Here is a 15187-nt window from a genome sequence, read left to right as displayed (position 1 = left end):
GGATCACCCTCCCTTCACCTTGTGCAGCGGCTGGCTCGTGCCGGCATCGACGCGGCCGCGGCCGGGCTCCTCCGCCTCCAAGGCTTCGCAGGCCACCATGGTGGCGAGCGAACGGCGAGCCAAGCGCTGGTACTCGTCGGTCCCCTCCGACTTCCAGGCGATCTCGTCAGGGCGCAACTCGCGCATCACCTTGGCCGGCAGACCGGCGACCAGCGTGCGCGGCGGCACGACGAAGCCGGCCTTGATGAAGGCCATCGCGGCGACCACCGACTCCTCGCCGATCTCCGCCCCGTCCATCACCACCACATTCATGCCGACCAGCGCGTTGCGGCGGACGATGCAGCCGTGCAGCACCGCGCCATGTCCGACATGCCCGTCCTCCTCGACGATGGCGTCATGCCCGGGGAAGGCGTGGAGCGTGCAATTGTCCTGCACGTTGCTGCCCCGCTGCAGCACGATCCGGCCGAAATCGCCGCGCAGGCTGGCGCAGGGGCCGACATAGCAGCCGGGGCCGACCACCACGTCGCCGATCAGCACCGCGGAGGGATGGACGAAGGCGGTCGGATCGATGACGGGAATCACCCCGTCGATGGCATAGACGGTCGGACGCGGCAAGGTGGGCGTGATGGTGGGAGCGGTCATGATTGGCGTTCCTCGGTGTCTCTATCCGGTCTTTTGCCGCAAGGCTACACCGCCGCCCCCTGTACGCGATACTGATTTTCCGTCATAGTAGCCTTACCTGTATCGCTTCCAAATCGCTCGCGTTGAACGCTTGATTGGTATCATTTGAAACTGTATCGTTGGCAACCATAACGGTTCGTTACAAGCCGGCGCGCAAAAGCGCCCGACCATGGTTTCCGGAGGAGGAAACGCCCAATGCACGCGACCTTCAGCTATCCCAAATACAGCTTCATACCGTCGGAGGAACAGCGCACCGGCACCGTCCGGCGCCATCCGGTGGTGGTCATCGGCGCCGGGCCGGTCGGGCTGACCGCCGCGCTCGATTTCGCGCGCAAGGGCGTGCCGGTGGTGGTACTCGACGCCGAGGATACCGTCAGCGTCGGCAGCCGCGCCGTCTGCTATGCCAAGCGCGCGCTGGAGGTGTGGGACCGGCTGGGCGTCGGCCGGCGCATGATCGACAAGGGCGTGGTGTGGAAGATCGGCAAGGTCTTCAACGGCGACCGCATGGTCTACCAGTTCGACCTGCTGCCGGAGCCGGACCACAAGATCCCCGCCTTCATCAACCTCCAGCAATATCATCTGGAGGATTTCCTGGTCACCGAGGCACGCAAGAACGACCTGATCGACCTGCGCTGGCTCTCCCGCGTCATCTCGGCCAAGCAGGAAGCCGATCATGTCGTGCTTCAGGTGGAAACGCCCGATGGCGTCCATGCGGTCGAGGCCAATTGGGTGATCGCCTGCGACGGCGCCAAATCGTCGGTGCGCAAGATGCTGGGGCTGGAGTTCCAGGGCGAGGTGTTCAAGGACCGCTTCCTGATCGCCGACGTGGTGATGAAGGCCGATTTTCCAGCCGAACGCTGGTTCTGGTTCGACCCGCCCTTCCACCGCAAGCAGTCGGCCCTGCTGCACATGCAGCCCGACAATGTCTGGCGCCTGGATTTCCAGCTGGGCTGGGACGCCGACCCGGAGGAGGAGAAGCGGCCGGAGCGCGTCATCCCCCGAGTCCAGGCGATGCTGGGCGCCGACACGCCGTTCGAGCTGGAATGGGTGTCGGTCTACACCTTCCAGTGCCGCCGGCTGGAGCGGTTCCGCCATGGCCGCATCCTGTTCGCCGGCGATTCGGCCCATCAGGTCTCGCCCTTCGGCGCCCGCGGCGCCAACAGCGGCGTGCCCGACGCCGATAATCTGGTGTGGAAGCTGGCGCTTGTGCTGGACGGCAAGGCGCCGGAGTCGCTGCTGGACAGCTACAGCGACGAACGGGTGGCGGCGGCGAAGGAGAACATCCTGAACTCGACCCGCTCCACCGACTTCATCACGCCGAAAAGCGAGATGAGCCGCGTCTTCCGCGACGCCGTGCTGGAACTTGCGGTCGACCAGCCCTTCGCCCGCTCTCTGGTCAATTCCGGCCGGCTATCCACGCCGACCACCTATACCGACAGCCCGCTGAACACGCCGGACAGCGACGTTTTTGCCGGCAGGATGGTGCCGGGCGCGCCGGCCACCGACGCGCCGGTGGAACGCGACGGCCAGCCGGGCTGGTTGATGGAGGCGCTGGACGGCCGCTTTACCGTGCTCTACGCCGCGGGTGACGGCGTGGTCCCGGCGGAGGTGGCGGAGGCGCTGGACGGCCTTGCCACCGGACCGCTGCCGCTTGCCTGGCATGTGGTGACGGAGCGCCGCCGCGGCATCGCCGGAGAGCTGGTGGACAGCGCCGGCCGCCTGCGCGAGCGCTACGACCTGACGCCCGGCAGCGTCTATCTGATCCGCCCCGACCAGCACATCGCCGCCCGCTGGCGCCGCTTCGACGCCGCCGCCCTGTCCGCCGCGCTCGCCCGCGCCACCGGCCGCTGATTCCCGAATTCTGGAGCCCTCCCATGGCCAAGCTGATGACCGAGCAGCGTTTCGCCAGCCCGGACGACGTCTATCAACTGCTGATCGACAGCCACCGCGACCTGACCCCCGACCAGAGCACCCGCCTGAACGCCAAGCTGATCCTGCTGCTCGCCAACCACATCGGCGACGCCGAGGTCCTGGCCGAGGCGCTGCGGGTGGCGCGGCAGGGGGTGGAATGAGGGACTCGTGGTGCGAAGTTAGACCCCCACCTAACCTCCCCCGCTGGGCGGGGGAGGAACTGCCGCCACTCTCCTGCATAAGCGCTTGTCCCCTCCCCCGCCCAGCGGGGGAGGGTTAGGGTGGGGGCATCGTCAGCCACCTCTCCCACTGACGCCAAGCCCAAGATGGCGTACAAAAGCGCAAGCCCCCCTTCCCTTGCGGAGACTGCGCCCGCCATGACCCTGCGCCGCCTGATCGCCCTGCTGTTCATGCTGTCATGGTGCGGACCGGCGCTGGCCGAAGGGCTGGTGCAAACGCCGCTGTCGATCCCCGCGCGCTTCCCCGACGGATCCTCCGCAACGTTGGAGGCGATGCTGCTGCGGCCGGACGGTCCTGGTCCCTACCCCATCGCGATCATCAGCCACGGCACCCCGCGCGACCCGGCGGAGCGGGCGCAGATGACGCCGTTGCGCTATCTGCCGGAAGCCCGTGAGTTCGCCCGGCGCGGCTGGGCGACGGTGGCGGTGATGCGGCGCGGCTATGGCGGATCGGACGGTCCCTACAGCGAGACGACCGGCGCCTGCAACAACCCCGACTACCTGCATTCCGCCCGGCAGAGCGCCGAGGACCTGCGTCAGGCCGTCCGCCATGTGGCGACCCAACCCTATGCCGATCCCGGCCGCATCATCGCGGTGGGCGTGTCGGCCGGCGGGCTTGCCAGCATCGCGCTCAGCGCCGATCCCCCGCCCGGGCTGAAGGCGGCGATCAGCTTCGCCGGCGGGCGCGGCTCCATAGCCGACAACGAGGTCTGCCGGGAGGAGCGGCTGGTCGCCGCCTTCGGCACGCTGGGCCGCAGTTCGCGCGTTCCGACCCTGTGGATCTATGCCGAAAACGACCTGTTCTTCGGCCCCGATCTCGCCCGCCGCCTCTGGGAGGCTTTCACCCATGAAGGCGGCCGGGGCGAGTTCATCGCGGCACCGCCGCACGGCAAGGATGGGCATTCCTTCTTCAGCGCGGCGATTGCGGATTGGACGCCGATGGTCGACGAATTCCTGGCGCAGAACGGGCTGGTCCCGCGCCGGACGCCGATCGCGCTGACCTTGCCGGCTCTGCCGCCGCCGCCCGAACTGTCCGCCGCGAACCGGGCAAAGTTCCCCGCCTATGTCGCGGCCGGCGGCAACAAGGCCTTCGCCGTGTCGCCCGACGGCGCCTATGGCTGGAAATCCGGCCTGCGCGGCCTGGACGCGGCGCAGGAGGGCGCGCTGGAGACCTGCGCGAAGCATACCCGCCAAAGCTGCCGCATCGCCTACCTGAACGACCGCCCTGCCGGTGCCGATTTGGCCGCCACGCCGATGGAGGAACCGCGCGGCACGCAAGTCAGGCTGGAGCCGCCTCCCGAGCTGTCCGACGCCAACCGGCCGAAATTCAGCGCCTATCTTGAAGCGGCCGGCCGCAAGGCCTTTGCGGTGTCGCGGGACGGCGCCTTCGGCTGGAAGTCCGGCATGTCCAGTGAGGACGCCGCCCGCCGCGGTGCCCTGGACAACTGTGCCAAATACACCCGCCACACCTGCTATGTAGTGATCGTCGACGACCGGCCGCTGCGGTGAGGAAAGGTTGGGGAACCCGCACTGCCGCATCAGGCAAAGAAAAAGGCCCGTCCGGCATCCCGGACGGGCCTTTCTCGCAACAATCACCCCCGCGTCAGCGCGGAGCCAGCACCATGACCATCTGGCGGCCTTCGAGCTTCGGCATCTGCTCGACCTTCGCCAGTTCGGTAAGCTCGTCGCGGACGCGGACCAGCACGTTCATACCCAGATCCTGGTGCGCCATTTCGCGGCCGCGGAAGCGCAGGGTCACCTTGACCTTGTCACCTTCCTCGAGGAAACGGCGCGCCGAGCGCATCTTCACGTCATAGTCGTTGTCATCGATGTTCGGCCGGAGCTTGATCTCCTTGACCTCGATGATCTTCTGCTTCTTGCGGGCCTCGTTCGCCTTCTTCTGCGCCTCGTACTTGAACTTGCCATAGTCGAGGATTTTACAGACAGGCGGTTCGGCCTGGGGAGCAACCTCGACCAGATCGAGGCCGGCATCCTCAGCGGCCAGCAAAGCATCGCGCAACGACACCACCCCCATCATCTCGCCATCGGCACCGACGAGACGAACGGAACGAGCCGAGATCTCCCGGTTAACCCGCGGGCCATCGCGGGTCGGGGCGGCTTCGGACGGGATCCTGGCTATGGACGCTTCTCCATGGTCTGAAACCACGCAGAGGCCGGCCGTCCAGAGGAGCGGCCGGCGGCGTCGCGTGGTCGGTTAAAACGGCGAGTCGGTCACGGTTTCGCCTGCGGGCGATTTCGCTTCCTCAACCAGTTTAGCCACGGCAGCGTCGAGGGCAAGAATTTCCTGATCCTTGCCGCCCAGCACGCGGAGCGCGACCGTCCGCTCGTCTGCCTCGCGCTTTCCGACAACCAGCATCAGCGGCACCTTCTGCAGGCTGTGCTCACGGACCTTCAGGTTGATCTTCTCGTTGCGGGTGTCGAGCTCGACGCGCAGGCCCTTGCGCTTCAACAGCTTGGCCACTTCCTCGGCATAGCCGTCGGCCTCGCTGGTGATGGTGGCGACGGTCACCTGCACCGGCGACAGCCACAGCGGGAACTTGCCGGCGTAATGCTCGATCAGCATGCCGATGAAGCGCTCCATCGACCCCAGGATCGCCCGGTGCAGCATGATCGGCCGGTGGCGCGCGCCATCCTCGCCGATATAGCTGGCATCGAGTCGTTCCGGCAGGTTCGGATCGTACTGCAGCGTGCCGCACTGCCAGGTCCGGCCGATGGCGTCGGTCAGGTGGAATTCGACCTTCGGTCCGTAGAAGGCGCCCTCGCCCGGCAGTTCCTCGTACTCCAGCCCGGCGTCGCGCAGCGCCTGGGCGAGCGCTCCTTCGGCCCGGTCCCACAGCTCGTCGGCGCCGGTGCGGACGTCCGGACGCAGCGCCAGTTTCACCGAGATCTTGTCGAAGCCCAGATCCTTGTAGACGCCGAGCTGCAGCTTGAAATACTCGGCCGCCTCGCTCTGCACCTGATCCTCGGTGCAGAAGATGTGGGCGTCGTCCTGGGTGAAGGCACGCACGCGCATGATGCCGTGCAGCGCGCCCGACGGCTCGTTGCGGTGGCAGGCGCCGAACTCCGCCATGCGGATCGGCAGGTCGCGGTAGGAACGCAGGCCGTGGCGGAAGATCTGCACATGGCCGGGGCAGTTCATCGGCTTGATGCCCAGCAGCTTCTCGCCGCCGTCGGCCTCCACCTTGAACATGTTGTCGCCATACATGTCCCAATGGCCCGACGCCTTGAACAGCGAGCTGTCGATCAACTGCGGCGTCTTGACCTCGACATAGCCGGCGCCCTTCAGCTTGGTGCGGATGTAGGTTTCCAGCGTCTGGTAGAGCGTCCAGCCCTTCGGATGCCAGAAGACCGAGCCGACCGCCTCCTCCTGCACATGGAACAGGTCCAGTTCCTTGCCCAGCTTGCGGTGGTCGCGCTTCTCCGCCTCCTCGATCTGGTGCAGGTAGGCCTTCAACTCCTTCTCGTCGCGCCAGGCGGTGCCGTAGATGCGCTGGAGCATGGGGTTGCGGCTGTCGCCGCGCCAATAGGCGCCGGCCACCTTCATCAGCTTGAAGCCCTGCCCGACCTTGGCCGTCGTCATGGCGTGGGGACCGCGGCACAGATCCAGCCAGTCGCCCTGGCGGTAGATCGACACCGGCTCGCCCTGCGGGATCGCCTCGATCAGCTCGGCCTTATAATGCTCGCCGAGATTCTTGAAGTAGGCGACGGCTTCGTCGCGGTCCCAGACCTCGCGAACGATCGGGATGTCGGCCCCGACGATCTCGCGCATCTTCGCCTCGATCTTCTCCAGATCCTCGGGCGTGAACGGCTCGTCACGCGCGAAGTCATAGTAGAAGCCGGTGGCGATCGACGGGCCGATCGTGACCTGCGTGCCGGGATACAGCTTCTGCACCGCATCGGCCAGCACATGGGCGGCGTCGTGGCGGATAACCTCGAGAGCGTCGGCGTGGTTGCGCGTGACGATCTCGATCTTGGCGTTGGTAGTGACGGTGGTGGTGAGGTCCTTCACCGTGCCGTCGATCTTGACGGCAAGCGCATCTTTGGCAAGGCGCGAACCGATGGACTGGGCGATCTCAAGCCCCGTCACCGGCCGGTCGAACTCCCGCACGCTGCCGTCGGGCAGCGTGATGGCGATGTTGGACGTCACCGAAGTCACCATTTACTAGTGTTGGTCTCACCCGCATCGGGTGCCCGGACAGGACCGGGAACGCGAAATTTCCATCGCCACGTGGGGGAATGTCAAGCGCGGTGGCCGAAATCAAGGCCTCCAGGCAACTCATGGCTTTATTTTTGCCACGCTTGCCGTATATCCTGTGAATATCCGGCTCGATGGCATTTCCATGCCATATCGCAGCGTCAAGGAGGCCACGTCCATGCAGGTCCAACTCGCCCGATGGGGCAACAGCCTGGGCATCCGCATCCCAAAGGACATCGCCAGTCAAGTGGGGCTGCGAGATGGCGCAAGGGTCGATATTCACGCCGAAGGCGACCGGATCGTCATCACCGCGGACCGCCCCCGTTACAGCCTCGATGAACTCATGAAAGGCGTCACGCCGGAGGCGATGCGGGATGCGTTCGACTGGGGTCCTGACGTCGGCCGCGAGATCGTCGAAGAATGACCGAAGAAGAATGGCAACCGGAAGCAGGCGATCTGATCTGGACCGACTTCGATCCTCGCACGGGGCGCGAGCAAGGCGGGCGAAGACCGGCACTGATCGTGTCGCCCTGTGCATTCTGGCAAGCGACGCGCTTTGCAATCGTATGCCCGATCACCACGCGCGTTCGCCCATTTCCCAGCAGTGCCGTCCTGCCGCCGGGTCTGCCGATTTCCGGTGAAATCCTGACCAGCCATGTCCGCAGCATCGACACCATGGCCCGGCCGGTGCTGTTCTCCGGCGCACGCATCCCATCTGCTATCCTGGCAGAGGTGCGCGGAAAGCTCGCGGCGCTGATCGGGCTTTAGAATTCCACCCTCACTCCGGCTTCCGGCTCAGCCGCGGTTCGCCGAACAGATAGCCCTGGCCGAAGTCGAAGCCGGTGTCGAGCACCTCGACCAGCTGGTTCTCGGTCTCGATCTTCTCCACGATGAGGTCGATACCGTCAGCGGCGCAGCGGCGGCGCAACTCCCGGATGCGTTCGGCATTGGCGGGGTCGAGCACCAGGGCGCGGTCCAGCTTGATGCAGCGGAACTCGTGGCGCAGCAGCCGGTCGACGTCGATGGCGAGATCCGTCACCTGATCCATCGAGAAGCGGAAGCCCAGCCGCGCCAGCTGCGACAGGATGCCCATGGTCACTGCCCCGCCGGCGCTCAGGGCATGCTGGCTCAGTTCGAACACCAGCTTCGGCACCAGGGCGTGGTTCTGCGCCATCATGTTCAGGAACTGGCGCATGAACTCCGCGTCGGCCAGCGTCGCGGCAGAGATGTTGGCGAAGAAGCCGATGGCGTGCTGGCGCCGCTCCGTCTCGCGGATCAGCTGGACGCAGCGGACCAGCTGCAGGTTGTCGATGGTGGCGATCAGCCCCTCGCGCTCGGCGATGTCGAGATAGCGGTCGGGCATGATCTGCTGCCCGTCGGCGGCCCGCACGCGCGAGAACACCTCGTAAAAGCGGTGCTTGCGCTGGGGCAGGCTGACGATGGGCTGGAGATATACGTCGATGCGGTCGGCCTTCAGCGCGTCGCGCACCGCCTCCAGCACCGCGGCGTCATCCATCGGCGCGGACGGCGCAGCGGCGGACGGCGCAGTGGCGGACGGGGCCGGCGCGGGACGGCGCTCCGCACTGGCGGCCGGTGGACGGGGAGCCCGCCGTTCGGTCAGGCGGGCGACCAGCGACTGCAGAAGCCTCACCTCCTGCATCACCGCGTCGTAGCGGCCCCCGCCGTCGGACTGGGCACCGGGTTCGGCGGCGAACCGCTGCTCCAGAAGGTGGGCCAGTTCCTCCACCCGGTCGTTCAGACGGGCGAGGCGGCGGGCGGCCTTGCGCTCGCGTTCCAGCCGGGTCACCACGTCATGGACCAGCGCCCCGGCCAGCACCACCAGCGCGCCGGCCATCCACGCCAGCAGCGGATCGGCCTCCGGGCGTAGCGCCCATAGAGCGGCACCGGCGGAAATTCCGGCGATCAGGTAAGCCAGCGCATAGACAAGGTGCGTCAGCAGGGTCATCGCAGGAACCACGGTGGTGGAAACGGTAGTGCCGGGGCGGAAGTCGGCGGTCAAGGCCTTCATTAGGATGCGGAGCCTTCGGCACGGGCATGGCACGGACCGGGCGGGCATCCCCACTCACTGTCGGGACACCCGTTTGACGATCCGTTAATGCTACGCCCCTGCACGCCGCATCCTGCGCGGTTTCAGCGGTGATCCCTCAGCGGAGATCCGCCCCCACCGCCTCGGCGACCGAGCGGAAGCCGTCGCGGCGCAGCAGTTCCGCCAGTTCGCGGCGGATGCGGTGGACCACCGCCGGCCCGGCATAGACCATCGCCGAATAGAGCTGAACCAGCGAAGCGCCGGCCCGGATCTTGGCATAGGCGTCCTCGCCCGTCGCCACGCCGCCGACGCCGACGATCGGCAGCTTGCCGCCGGTCAGCGCGTAGATCTCGCGCAGGACGGAAGTGGAGGGTTCGAACAACGGAGCGCCTGACAGGCCGCCGGCCTCGCTGCGCATCGCCGCCGGGATGCCGTCGGGCCGGGAGATGGTGGTGTTGGAGACGATCAGCCCGTCGATGCCGGACTCCAGCGCCACCGCCGCGATGTCGCTCTTGTCCTCCACCGTCAGGTCAGGGGCGATCTTCAGCAGAAGCGGCGGATTGCGGGTCAGGCCGCAGGCGGCCCGCGCCTCCAGCACCCGTTCCAGCAGGGCGCGCAAGGGATCCCGGCCCTGCAGCGCGCGCAGGCCCGGCGTGTTGGGGGAGGAGACGTTGACGACCAGATAATCGACCAGCGACGCCAGCCGGCGCACGCCGATCACGTAATCGTCGGCGGCGTCGACCGTGTCCTTGTTCTTGCCCAGGTTGGCGCCGACGATGCCGGGAGCGCGCCTGGCCGCCGCGCGGCGGCGCTCCAGCCGCTGGGCGAAGGCTTCCAGCCCCTCGTTGTTGAAGCCCATGCGGTTGATGACCGCCCGCTGCTCCACCAGCCGGAACAGGCGAGGACGCGGGTTGCCGGGCTGCGGCCGCGGGGTGACGCTGCCCGGCTCGACGAAACCGAAACCGAGGTTCAGCATCGCGTCGACCACTTCGGCATTCTTGTCGAAGCCGGCGGCGAGCCCGACCGGGTTGGTGAAGTCCAGCCCCCAGACGCGGGTGTGCAGCGACGGTTCGTCCTTGCCACGGGCCGGCGGGACCAGTCCGGTCTTCAGCGCCTTGATGGTCAGGCCATGCGCGGTCTCTGGGTCGAAGCGGAACAGCAGCGGCCCGGCAAGCGGATAGAGGTCGATCACGGAACGAGATCCTGGAGGGTGAAGGGAAAGCCGGCCGGGAAGACGTGGCGCCCATCCGGCCCCAGCGGCAGCGGGTCGACCCGCAGCACGGCATCCACCGGCAGTGGCCCGTAAAGATGCGGGAACAGCTGTCCGCCGCGCGAGGGTTCCCAACGCAGGGCGGCACCCAGCCGGTCGGCGTCCACCGTCAGCAGCAGCAGGCCGTCCTGGCCGGCCCGATGCTTGGCGGCGCTCTCCACCACCTGTCCGGCGGTGGAGAAATGGATGAAGCCGTCCTGGACATCCTGCGACGAACCCGGGTAGCTGCCGGCCGGGCGGGCGGCGTCCCACTCGTCCGCGCGGCACATGTGGTGGATGATTCGGTCGGTCATGATGGTCGGACACTATCCCAAGGCGCGGCCACCGGCCAGACGCATCAAAGCCGCAGCCCGAAAGCCGCAGTTACCCACTGTGCGGGGCGTCCCATGCGGTCGGGTCCGGCAAACCCTGGATCACAACGCAAGATCGACTCCCCGAATGCAATTACGCACGCGTCGCGCGTTGCATTTTGCAAAGCACACTCGAAACTATTCGGCATTTTGCGGGTATTTTTGAGTTTCCGGGGCCTTCGTTCCTGCCTAAACGGCGGGCCATCCAGTTCAACCCCTGCGATTCCAAGGGCCGAAGCCGCCTTCGCAGATTGGCACCGCTTTTGCTGTGACAGAAGCAAGTCAACGGAGGACCCGTCATGAACGCGATTTCCATGAGCCTGATGAAGAAGACCCAGTCCTGCGACACGGACCTGGGCGCCTCGGTCACCGCCATGGGCGCGCTGTGCGAGCCGGGTCAGACCGCGGTCCCGCTGAAGCCGAGCGCCACCATGCTAGCGGCAGGCGCGCGCGCCGGCGGCGTGTCGGTCGAAGTGGCCTGGAAGATCTACCAGGCGATGATCCACCACGCCGACTGAGCCGACTCGCCCGTTTCGGCCGTTGACGGTCAGCGCCGTCCGCCCTCGAAGGGCATGAAGCCGGAATCGAGCTTGGTCTCGATCCGCAGCAGATGGTCGGTCAGGCGCTGTTCCACGTCCTTGAGCGTCGCGAAGGAGACGTAGGTCTTCGCGACCTCCAGCTTGTATGCGGCAAGATTCTCGCGCACCTGTGCCTGAGCCTCCTCCGCCCGGGCGCGCAATTCGTCCAGCGCGCTGTCGGCATCCTTGCGCACCCGCGCGATCAGCCAGAACAGCCCGCCCATCGCCGGCAGTTCGACCGCGGTGATCCACCAGGCGAGATCCAGGCCTCCGGTCAGAGTGTCGTGCATCGGGGTCTCCTGTGGTTGAGGTGGGGAAACGACTCAAAGCTCCCAATCCGACGGCGCCACCACCGTGCCGATACCCCGCCAGTCGGGGCGGCGTTCGGGCGGGGCCGCCGCGTCTTCGAAACGGAAGGGTTCGGCATTGAGGCAGCCGGCCACCGCGTCCAGGCCGTCGTCGGGCCCGCGGTAGCGGCCGTCCGGACGCCAGTCGCGCATTTCCCGGATCAGCGGCGTGTCCCATACCGACCGGTGGGCCAGCAGGCGGCGGTCGGCCATCAGGGCATTGAAGGCCTCCGTGATCCGCTGGGCCTTGGGCTTGCGGCTGGTCTGCTCGACCACGCCGACGGCCAGCCGGTCATGGCGCAGCCGTTCGCGCAGCAGGCCGGGCAGGAAGCGGCCCAAGCCGTTGATTTCGATATGGATCGACGACAGGTGGTTGTCGGCGATAAGGCGGGAGACCTGACCGCATTGCTGATCGGCCTCCGTCTCTTCCAAACGCGGGTCGACCGCCAGATACAACACCCGGTGCAGGTAGAACCGGTTGTCGGTACCGCCGAAAACCACGGCCACCACGCTGCCGTCGCCGCTTTTCGCCTTGCCGTCCGCTTCCAGCCGGGCAAAGGCCGGGTCCCACCAGCAGGAGGCGGAAACCATCCGCACTCCGTCAAGCGTCAGCACCGCACGGCCCAGCGCCTCGCGATACACCAGCTCCGCGTCGTAGCGGCCGAGCTTGGCGACATCCAGCATACCGTCGGCGACGCTGACCGGACGCAGCAGCATCTGGCTGGTGAACTTGTTGGGGCCGGTGGATTTGCGGATGCGGGCAACATGCGCCTCGCCGAAGCGCTCCTTCCAGGTGTAGGTGCGGCGGCCCTCGGCGTCCTCGGTATAGACCGGCAGGACCAGCCGCTCGAACCCGTCCAAGAAGGGCGGGCTGCCGTCGTCGGTCTCCTCGGCATAGAGGCTGTCCTGCGCATGCGGCGTGCCGACATAGAGCTGCGTCCCGCCCGGCACCAGCACATACTCCAGCTCCGACAGACGCTCGCGCAATGCTGCGCGCTTGACCGCGGTGTCGGCGTTGCGCGGCACCTCCACATCGTCACAGATCACCACGTCGGCGCGGCTGCCGGTGATGTTGCCCCCGATGCCGGCCGCCGCCATCGACGGGTCGCGCAATTCCATCGGCCGCACCACCGTGAACTGGTCGGCCGCCCACTGGTCGCGCTCCCTGGCCGGCGGCTTCAGGTGGGCGCAGCCGGGATGGCGCTCCAGGATGCGCTTGACGTTGCGCACCATCTTCGTCGCCAGCTTCAGGTCGGCGGCCAGCACCAGAAGCCGGCGGTTGGGATCGCGCAGCAGCAGCCACGCCGCGAACAGCCCGACCAGGGTGGACTTGCCCGACCCGCGGAAGGCCATCAGCAGCATGCGCCGGTTCTGCCCGGCCATATGCTCCTCCAGCCATCCTGCCATCCGCGCGTGGTGGGCGGGGGTCTTCAGTTCGACCATCCTGTTCCAGCCGTCGACGAAGCCGAAGAAGCTGTCCTCCTTCCCCGCCCTCATGGATTCCGCCCCAGGATGTGCCAGCCGGCGCCGTTCGACATCACCGTCACCGCATGGCCCTGGGCGGCCAGCGCGATGGCCTCGCTGTCCGGCCCGCCGCCGCCGGCCTGGGTGACGGTGACGCGGTTGCCGCCGGTGTCGGACTTCTTGACGGTGACCGTCCGCCCCACCGCATGCGGCGCCGACGGCGCCGGCAGCCGCACCTCCACCGCCCCGCTCCAGGCGCTGACCAGATAGAGCTGCTGGTTCAGGTCAGGTTCGAACAGGCCGGGGGTGTCGTGATAGTGGGCGTTGCCCGGCTGGCTGTTGCCGGCGACGATCCACCAGCCCGCCCCGTTCGACACCAGCGTGACGAAGTCGTAGCGGTTGCCGAGCGACAGCGCCCGTCCGTCCGGCCCCGGCCCGCCGGTCTCCGTCACCGTCAGCGGGTTGGTGGACGCATCGGTGCGCTTGATCGTCACCGCATGGCCGTTGACGGTCTCGGCCTTCGGTAGACGCAACTCCACCGGCCCGCCATAGGCGCTGGCCAGATAGACGGAGCTGCGCAGGTCCAGCGCCACCACCCCGCCTGTCGCCGGTTCCACATAGTCGGTGTCGTAACGCAGCGCCTCCACCACCAGTTCGGTGACGCGGCTGCGCTGCAGCCGGTTCTTCTCCGGATAGCCGGCATTGACCGCCGTGTACTGCCCGCCGGAGCGGTCGAGGATCGCCGGACCGGCGGCGGCGGAGAACAGGTTGATGATCGCCGTCTCCACCGACCCGGCATCCAGCTGCAGATTCGGCAGGGCGCCCAGCGACTCGGCGTAGAAATTCACGATCAGCGTCTTGTCGGTGACGGAGCCGACACGGAAGCAGGCCTCCGCCTCCGGCCACAGATTGGCCTCGCAGTCGAAGAAGGCGTTGTTGTAGCGCCCCTGCTCCACGAAGAAGCCGCAGCCGCTCATCGGCGCCGACAGCGAATAGACCCGCACGGCGTGGAACCGGTTGGCGTTCGGCGTATCGCCCGCCCCCGTCCGCGTCAGCCACACCCCATGGCGCGACGGCCGCGCCACCAGCACGCGGGCGATGTTGTTCCAATAGCAGGGCAGGTTCGGGTCGATATGGCCGTCGAACAGCAGCCCCACCTCCGGCTCCCACAGGGTCAGGTCGGTCAGGCTGTTCTGCACGCAAGGCCCGTCGCGCCCGAACAGCCGCACTCCCGCCCTGCCCTGCTCCAGCCGCAGGCCTGACAGGGTGGCGTAACCGTCCGGCAGATGGATCAGGTCGAAGCCGTTGGACGCTCCCTGGATCACCGATCCCTGCCCCACCCCATACAGCGTCTGCCCATAACCGAGCGTCAGCGTGTTGGCGACGCGGTAGGTGCCCGGCGGCACGAAAACTGCGCGGGCCGAGGTCAGCGCCGCCTGCAGGGCCAGCGTGTCGTCGACCAGCCCGTCGCCCGCCGCGCCGAAATCCTTGACGGAGACGAGGTCGGCCAACTTGTCGCGCACCGGCCGCGCGGTGGCCCCGGCCCCCGGCGGCACATAGGTCGCCAGTGCCTCCTCGTCCACCGGCGGGCGGATGGTGGGGTTGCCGGCGCTGTCGAAGGCCAGCAGCTTGCCCTGGCGCAAAGCCCGTTCCGGCAGCAGGGGGGAGGCCGGCAGGTCGCTGTCGGCATAGCGCAGCATCAGTTCCTGATTGCCCGCCACCTGCTGGAGCATCGCCGTCAACCGGTCCAGCTCGCCGTTGAGGGCGGAGGCCGGCAGCGGCCCGCTTTCACCGAAATCGCTGCGCCGTTCGATGGGCAGCCGGCGGCGCAGCAGCACCACCGTTCCCTCCGCCGGCGCCGCGGCGAAGGTCACCGCCCCGCCCGCGGTGGCCCCGGCCCCGCCGACCGCATAGCCTGTGCTCTGAAGCGCGGCGCCCAGGAAGACCTGCAGATCCTCGTCGGCGAAGATCGGGAACGGGTAGGTGAAGACCCGCTGCATGCCGTCGGCGAGATACTGCACGCGCGGGGTCCCGCGCGGAATGAGAAGCGACGTGGACATCAAGGGTCTCCGCGAAAACGGACA

At 67.6% G+C, this 15187-nt stretch carries 15 protein-coding genes; 6 read left to right on the top strand and 9 right to left on the bottom strand.

Annotation, left to right across the window (positions count from 1 at the left end):
* Positions 1 to 3: 3 nt before the first annotated feature.
* On the bottom strand, positions 4 to 642 hold the full coding sequence (locus J2Y49_RS02480; protein WP_310111853.1) for a transferase hexapeptide repeat family protein: 639 nt from the start codon (positions 640 to 642) through the stop codon (positions 4 to 6).
* Between the two features lie 234 nt (positions 643 to 876).
* On the opposite strand from J2Y49_RS02480, the gene J2Y49_RS02475 reads away from it, so the two are divergent.
* From J2Y49_RS02475 to J2Y49_RS02465, 3 genes are all read left to right on the top strand, one after another.
* A complete protein-coding gene (locus tag J2Y49_RS02475) occupies positions 877 to 2532 on the top strand; it encodes an FAD-dependent oxidoreductase (protein WP_310111851.1) in 1656 nt (551 codons plus the stop codon).
* A gap of 23 nt (positions 2533 to 2555) precedes the next feature.
* On the top strand, positions 2556 to 2753 hold the full coding sequence (locus J2Y49_RS02470; protein WP_014248756.1) for a DUF2783 domain-containing protein: 198 nt from the start codon (positions 2556 to 2558) through the stop codon (positions 2751 to 2753).
* A 216-nt stretch (positions 2754 to 2969) separates the two neighbouring features.
* Complete coding sequence (locus J2Y49_RS02465; RefSeq protein ID WP_310111846.1) at positions 2970 to 4340, top strand: CocE/NonD family hydrolase; 1371 nt, start codon at positions 2970 to 2972, stop codon at positions 4338 to 4340.
* Positions 4341 to 4434: 94 nt separating this feature from the next.
* On the opposite strand, the gene infC is transcribed toward J2Y49_RS02465, so the two are convergent.
* Positions 4435 to 4998, bottom strand: a complete 564-nt coding sequence (infC, locus tag J2Y49_RS02460) for a translation initiation factor IF-3 (RefSeq protein WP_409017768.1) — start codon at positions 4996 to 4998, stop codon at positions 4435 to 4437.
* Positions 4999 to 5046: 48 nt separating this feature from the next.
* Entirely contained in the window at positions 5047 to 7011 is a 1965-nt protein-coding gene (thrS, locus tag J2Y49_RS02455) for a threonine--tRNA ligase (RefSeq protein WP_310111840.1), read from the bottom strand.
* A 214-nt stretch (positions 7012 to 7225) separates the two neighbouring features.
* On the opposite strand from thrS, the gene J2Y49_RS02450 reads away from it, so the two are divergent.
* Both J2Y49_RS02450 and J2Y49_RS02445 read left to right on the top strand, forming a co-directional pair.
* Positions 7226 to 7471, top strand: a complete 246-nt coding sequence (locus tag J2Y49_RS02450) for an AbrB/MazE/SpoVT family DNA-binding domain-containing protein (RefSeq protein WP_310111837.1) — start codon at positions 7226 to 7228, stop codon at positions 7469 to 7471.
* On the top strand, positions 7468 to 7815 hold the full coding sequence (locus J2Y49_RS02445) for a type II toxin-antitoxin system PemK/MazF family toxin (RefSeq protein WP_310111834.1): 348 nt from the start codon (positions 7468 to 7470) through the stop codon (positions 7813 to 7815). Before J2Y49_RS02450 ends, J2Y49_RS02445 begins: the two co-directional genes overlap by 4 nt.
* Before the next feature lie 10 nt (positions 7816 to 7825).
* Here J2Y49_RS02445 and J2Y49_RS02440 read toward each other — a convergent pair whose 3' ends face one another.
* The 3 genes from J2Y49_RS02440 to J2Y49_RS02430 all read right to left on the bottom strand — a co-directional run bounded on the left by J2Y49_RS02440 (position 7826) and on the right by J2Y49_RS02430 (position 10657).
* The gene (locus J2Y49_RS02440) at positions 7826 to 9076 is read right to left on the bottom strand and encodes an EAL domain-containing protein (protein WP_310111831.1); all 1251 of its coding nucleotides are present in this window, start codon (positions 9074 to 9076) and stop codon (positions 7826 to 7828) included.
* 136 nt (positions 9077 to 9212) lie between these two features.
* Positions 9213 to 10286: a quinone-dependent dihydroorotate dehydrogenase gene (locus J2Y49_RS02435; protein WP_310111828.1), complete on the bottom strand. Its 1074-nt coding sequence runs from the start codon at positions 10284 to 10286 to the stop codon at positions 9213 to 9215.
* Positions 10283 to 10657 carry a DUF952 domain-containing protein gene (locus tag J2Y49_RS02430; protein WP_310111826.1) on the bottom strand — a complete coding sequence of 125 codons (375 nt, stop codon included), beginning with the start codon at positions 10655 to 10657 and terminating at the stop codon, positions 10283 to 10285. The genes J2Y49_RS02435 and J2Y49_RS02430 overlap by 4 nt, the downstream gene beginning before the upstream one ends.
* A 356-nt stretch (positions 10658 to 11013) precedes the next feature.
* On the opposite strand from J2Y49_RS02430, the gene J2Y49_RS02425 reads away from it, so the two are divergent.
* Positions 11014 to 11232 carry a hypothetical protein gene (locus J2Y49_RS02425; protein WP_063635317.1) on the top strand — a complete coding sequence of 73 codons (219 nt, stop codon included), beginning with the start codon at positions 11014 to 11016 and terminating at the stop codon, positions 11230 to 11232.
* A gap of 29 nt (positions 11233 to 11261) precedes the next feature.
* Here J2Y49_RS02425 and J2Y49_RS02420 read toward each other — a convergent pair whose 3' ends face one another.
* Genes J2Y49_RS02420 through J2Y49_RS02410 form a run of 3 tightly spaced genes read right to left on the bottom strand, consistent with a single transcriptional unit; the run spans position 11262 to position 15163 of the window.
* The gene (locus J2Y49_RS02420) at positions 11262 to 11582 is read right to left on the bottom strand and encodes a hypothetical protein (protein WP_149222382.1); all 321 of its coding nucleotides are present in this window, start codon (positions 11580 to 11582) and stop codon (positions 11262 to 11264) included.
* Positions 11583 to 11615: 33 nt separating this feature from the next.
* Positions 11616 to 13136 carry a phage terminase large subunit gene (gene terL / locus J2Y49_RS02415; RefSeq protein WP_310111820.1) on the bottom strand — a complete coding sequence of 507 codons (1521 nt, stop codon included), beginning with the start codon at positions 13134 to 13136 and terminating at the stop codon, positions 11616 to 11618.
* Positions 13133 to 15163: a glycosyl hydrolase family 28-related protein gene (locus J2Y49_RS02410; RefSeq protein ID WP_310111816.1), complete on the bottom strand. Its 2031-nt coding sequence runs from the start codon at positions 15161 to 15163 to the stop codon at positions 13133 to 13135. The genes terL and J2Y49_RS02410 overlap by 4 nt, the downstream gene beginning before the upstream one ends.
* Positions 15164 to 15187 lie beyond the last annotated feature (24 nt).

Source organism: Azospirillum sp. BE72 (genome assembly GCF_031455875.1).
GTDB lineage: Bacteria > Pseudomonadota > Alphaproteobacteria > Azospirillales > Azospirillaceae > Azospirillum.
Note: the sequence above shows the minus strand (reverse complement) of the source record. Positions and strands in the feature narration are given on the sequence as shown.

Coding starts and splice junctions, on each gene's coding strand:
- J2Y49_RS02425 (WP_063635317.1), top strand. CDS start 11,014: ATGAACGCGATTTCCATGAGCCTGATGAAGAAGACCCAGTCCTGCGAC.
- J2Y49_RS02470 (WP_014248756.1), top strand. CDS start 2,556: ATGGCCAAGCTGATGACCGAGCAGCGTTTCGCCAGCCCGGACGACGTC.
- J2Y49_RS02465 (WP_310111846.1), top strand. CDS start 2,970: ATGACCCTGCGCCGCCTGATCGCCCTGCTGTTCATGCTGTCATGGTGC.
- terL (WP_310111820.1), bottom strand. CDS start 13,136: ATGAGGGCGGGGAAGGAGGACAGCTTCTTCGGCTTCGTCGACGGCTGG.
- thrS (WP_310111840.1), bottom strand. CDS start 7,011: ATGGTGACTTCGGTGACGTCCAACATCGCCATCACGCTGCCCGACGGC.
- J2Y49_RS02475 (WP_310111851.1), top strand. CDS start 877: ATGCACGCGACCTTCAGCTATCCCAAATACAGCTTCATACCGTCGGAG.
- J2Y49_RS02430 (WP_310111826.1), bottom strand. CDS start 10,657: ATGACCGACCGAATCATCCACCACATGTGCCGCGCGGACGAGTGGGAC.
- J2Y49_RS02410 (WP_310111816.1), bottom strand. CDS start 15,163: ATGTCCACGTCGCTTCTCATTCCGCGCGGGACCCCGCGCGTGCAGTAT.
- J2Y49_RS02440 (WP_310111831.1), bottom strand. CDS start 9,076: ATGAAGGCCTTGACCGCCGACTTCCGCCCCGGCACTACCGTTTCCACC.
- J2Y49_RS02480 (WP_310111853.1), bottom strand. CDS start 642: ATGACCGCTCCCACCATCACGCCCACCTTGCCGCGTCCGACCGTCTAT.
- J2Y49_RS02450 (WP_310111837.1), top strand. CDS start 7,226: ATGCAGGTCCAACTCGCCCGATGGGGCAACAGCCTGGGCATCCGCATC.
- J2Y49_RS02420 (WP_149222382.1), bottom strand. CDS start 11,582: ATGCACGACACTCTGACCGGAGGCCTGGATCTCGCCTGGTGGATCACC.
- J2Y49_RS02445 (WP_310111834.1), top strand. CDS start 7,468: ATGACCGAAGAAGAATGGCAACCGGAAGCAGGCGATCTGATCTGGACC.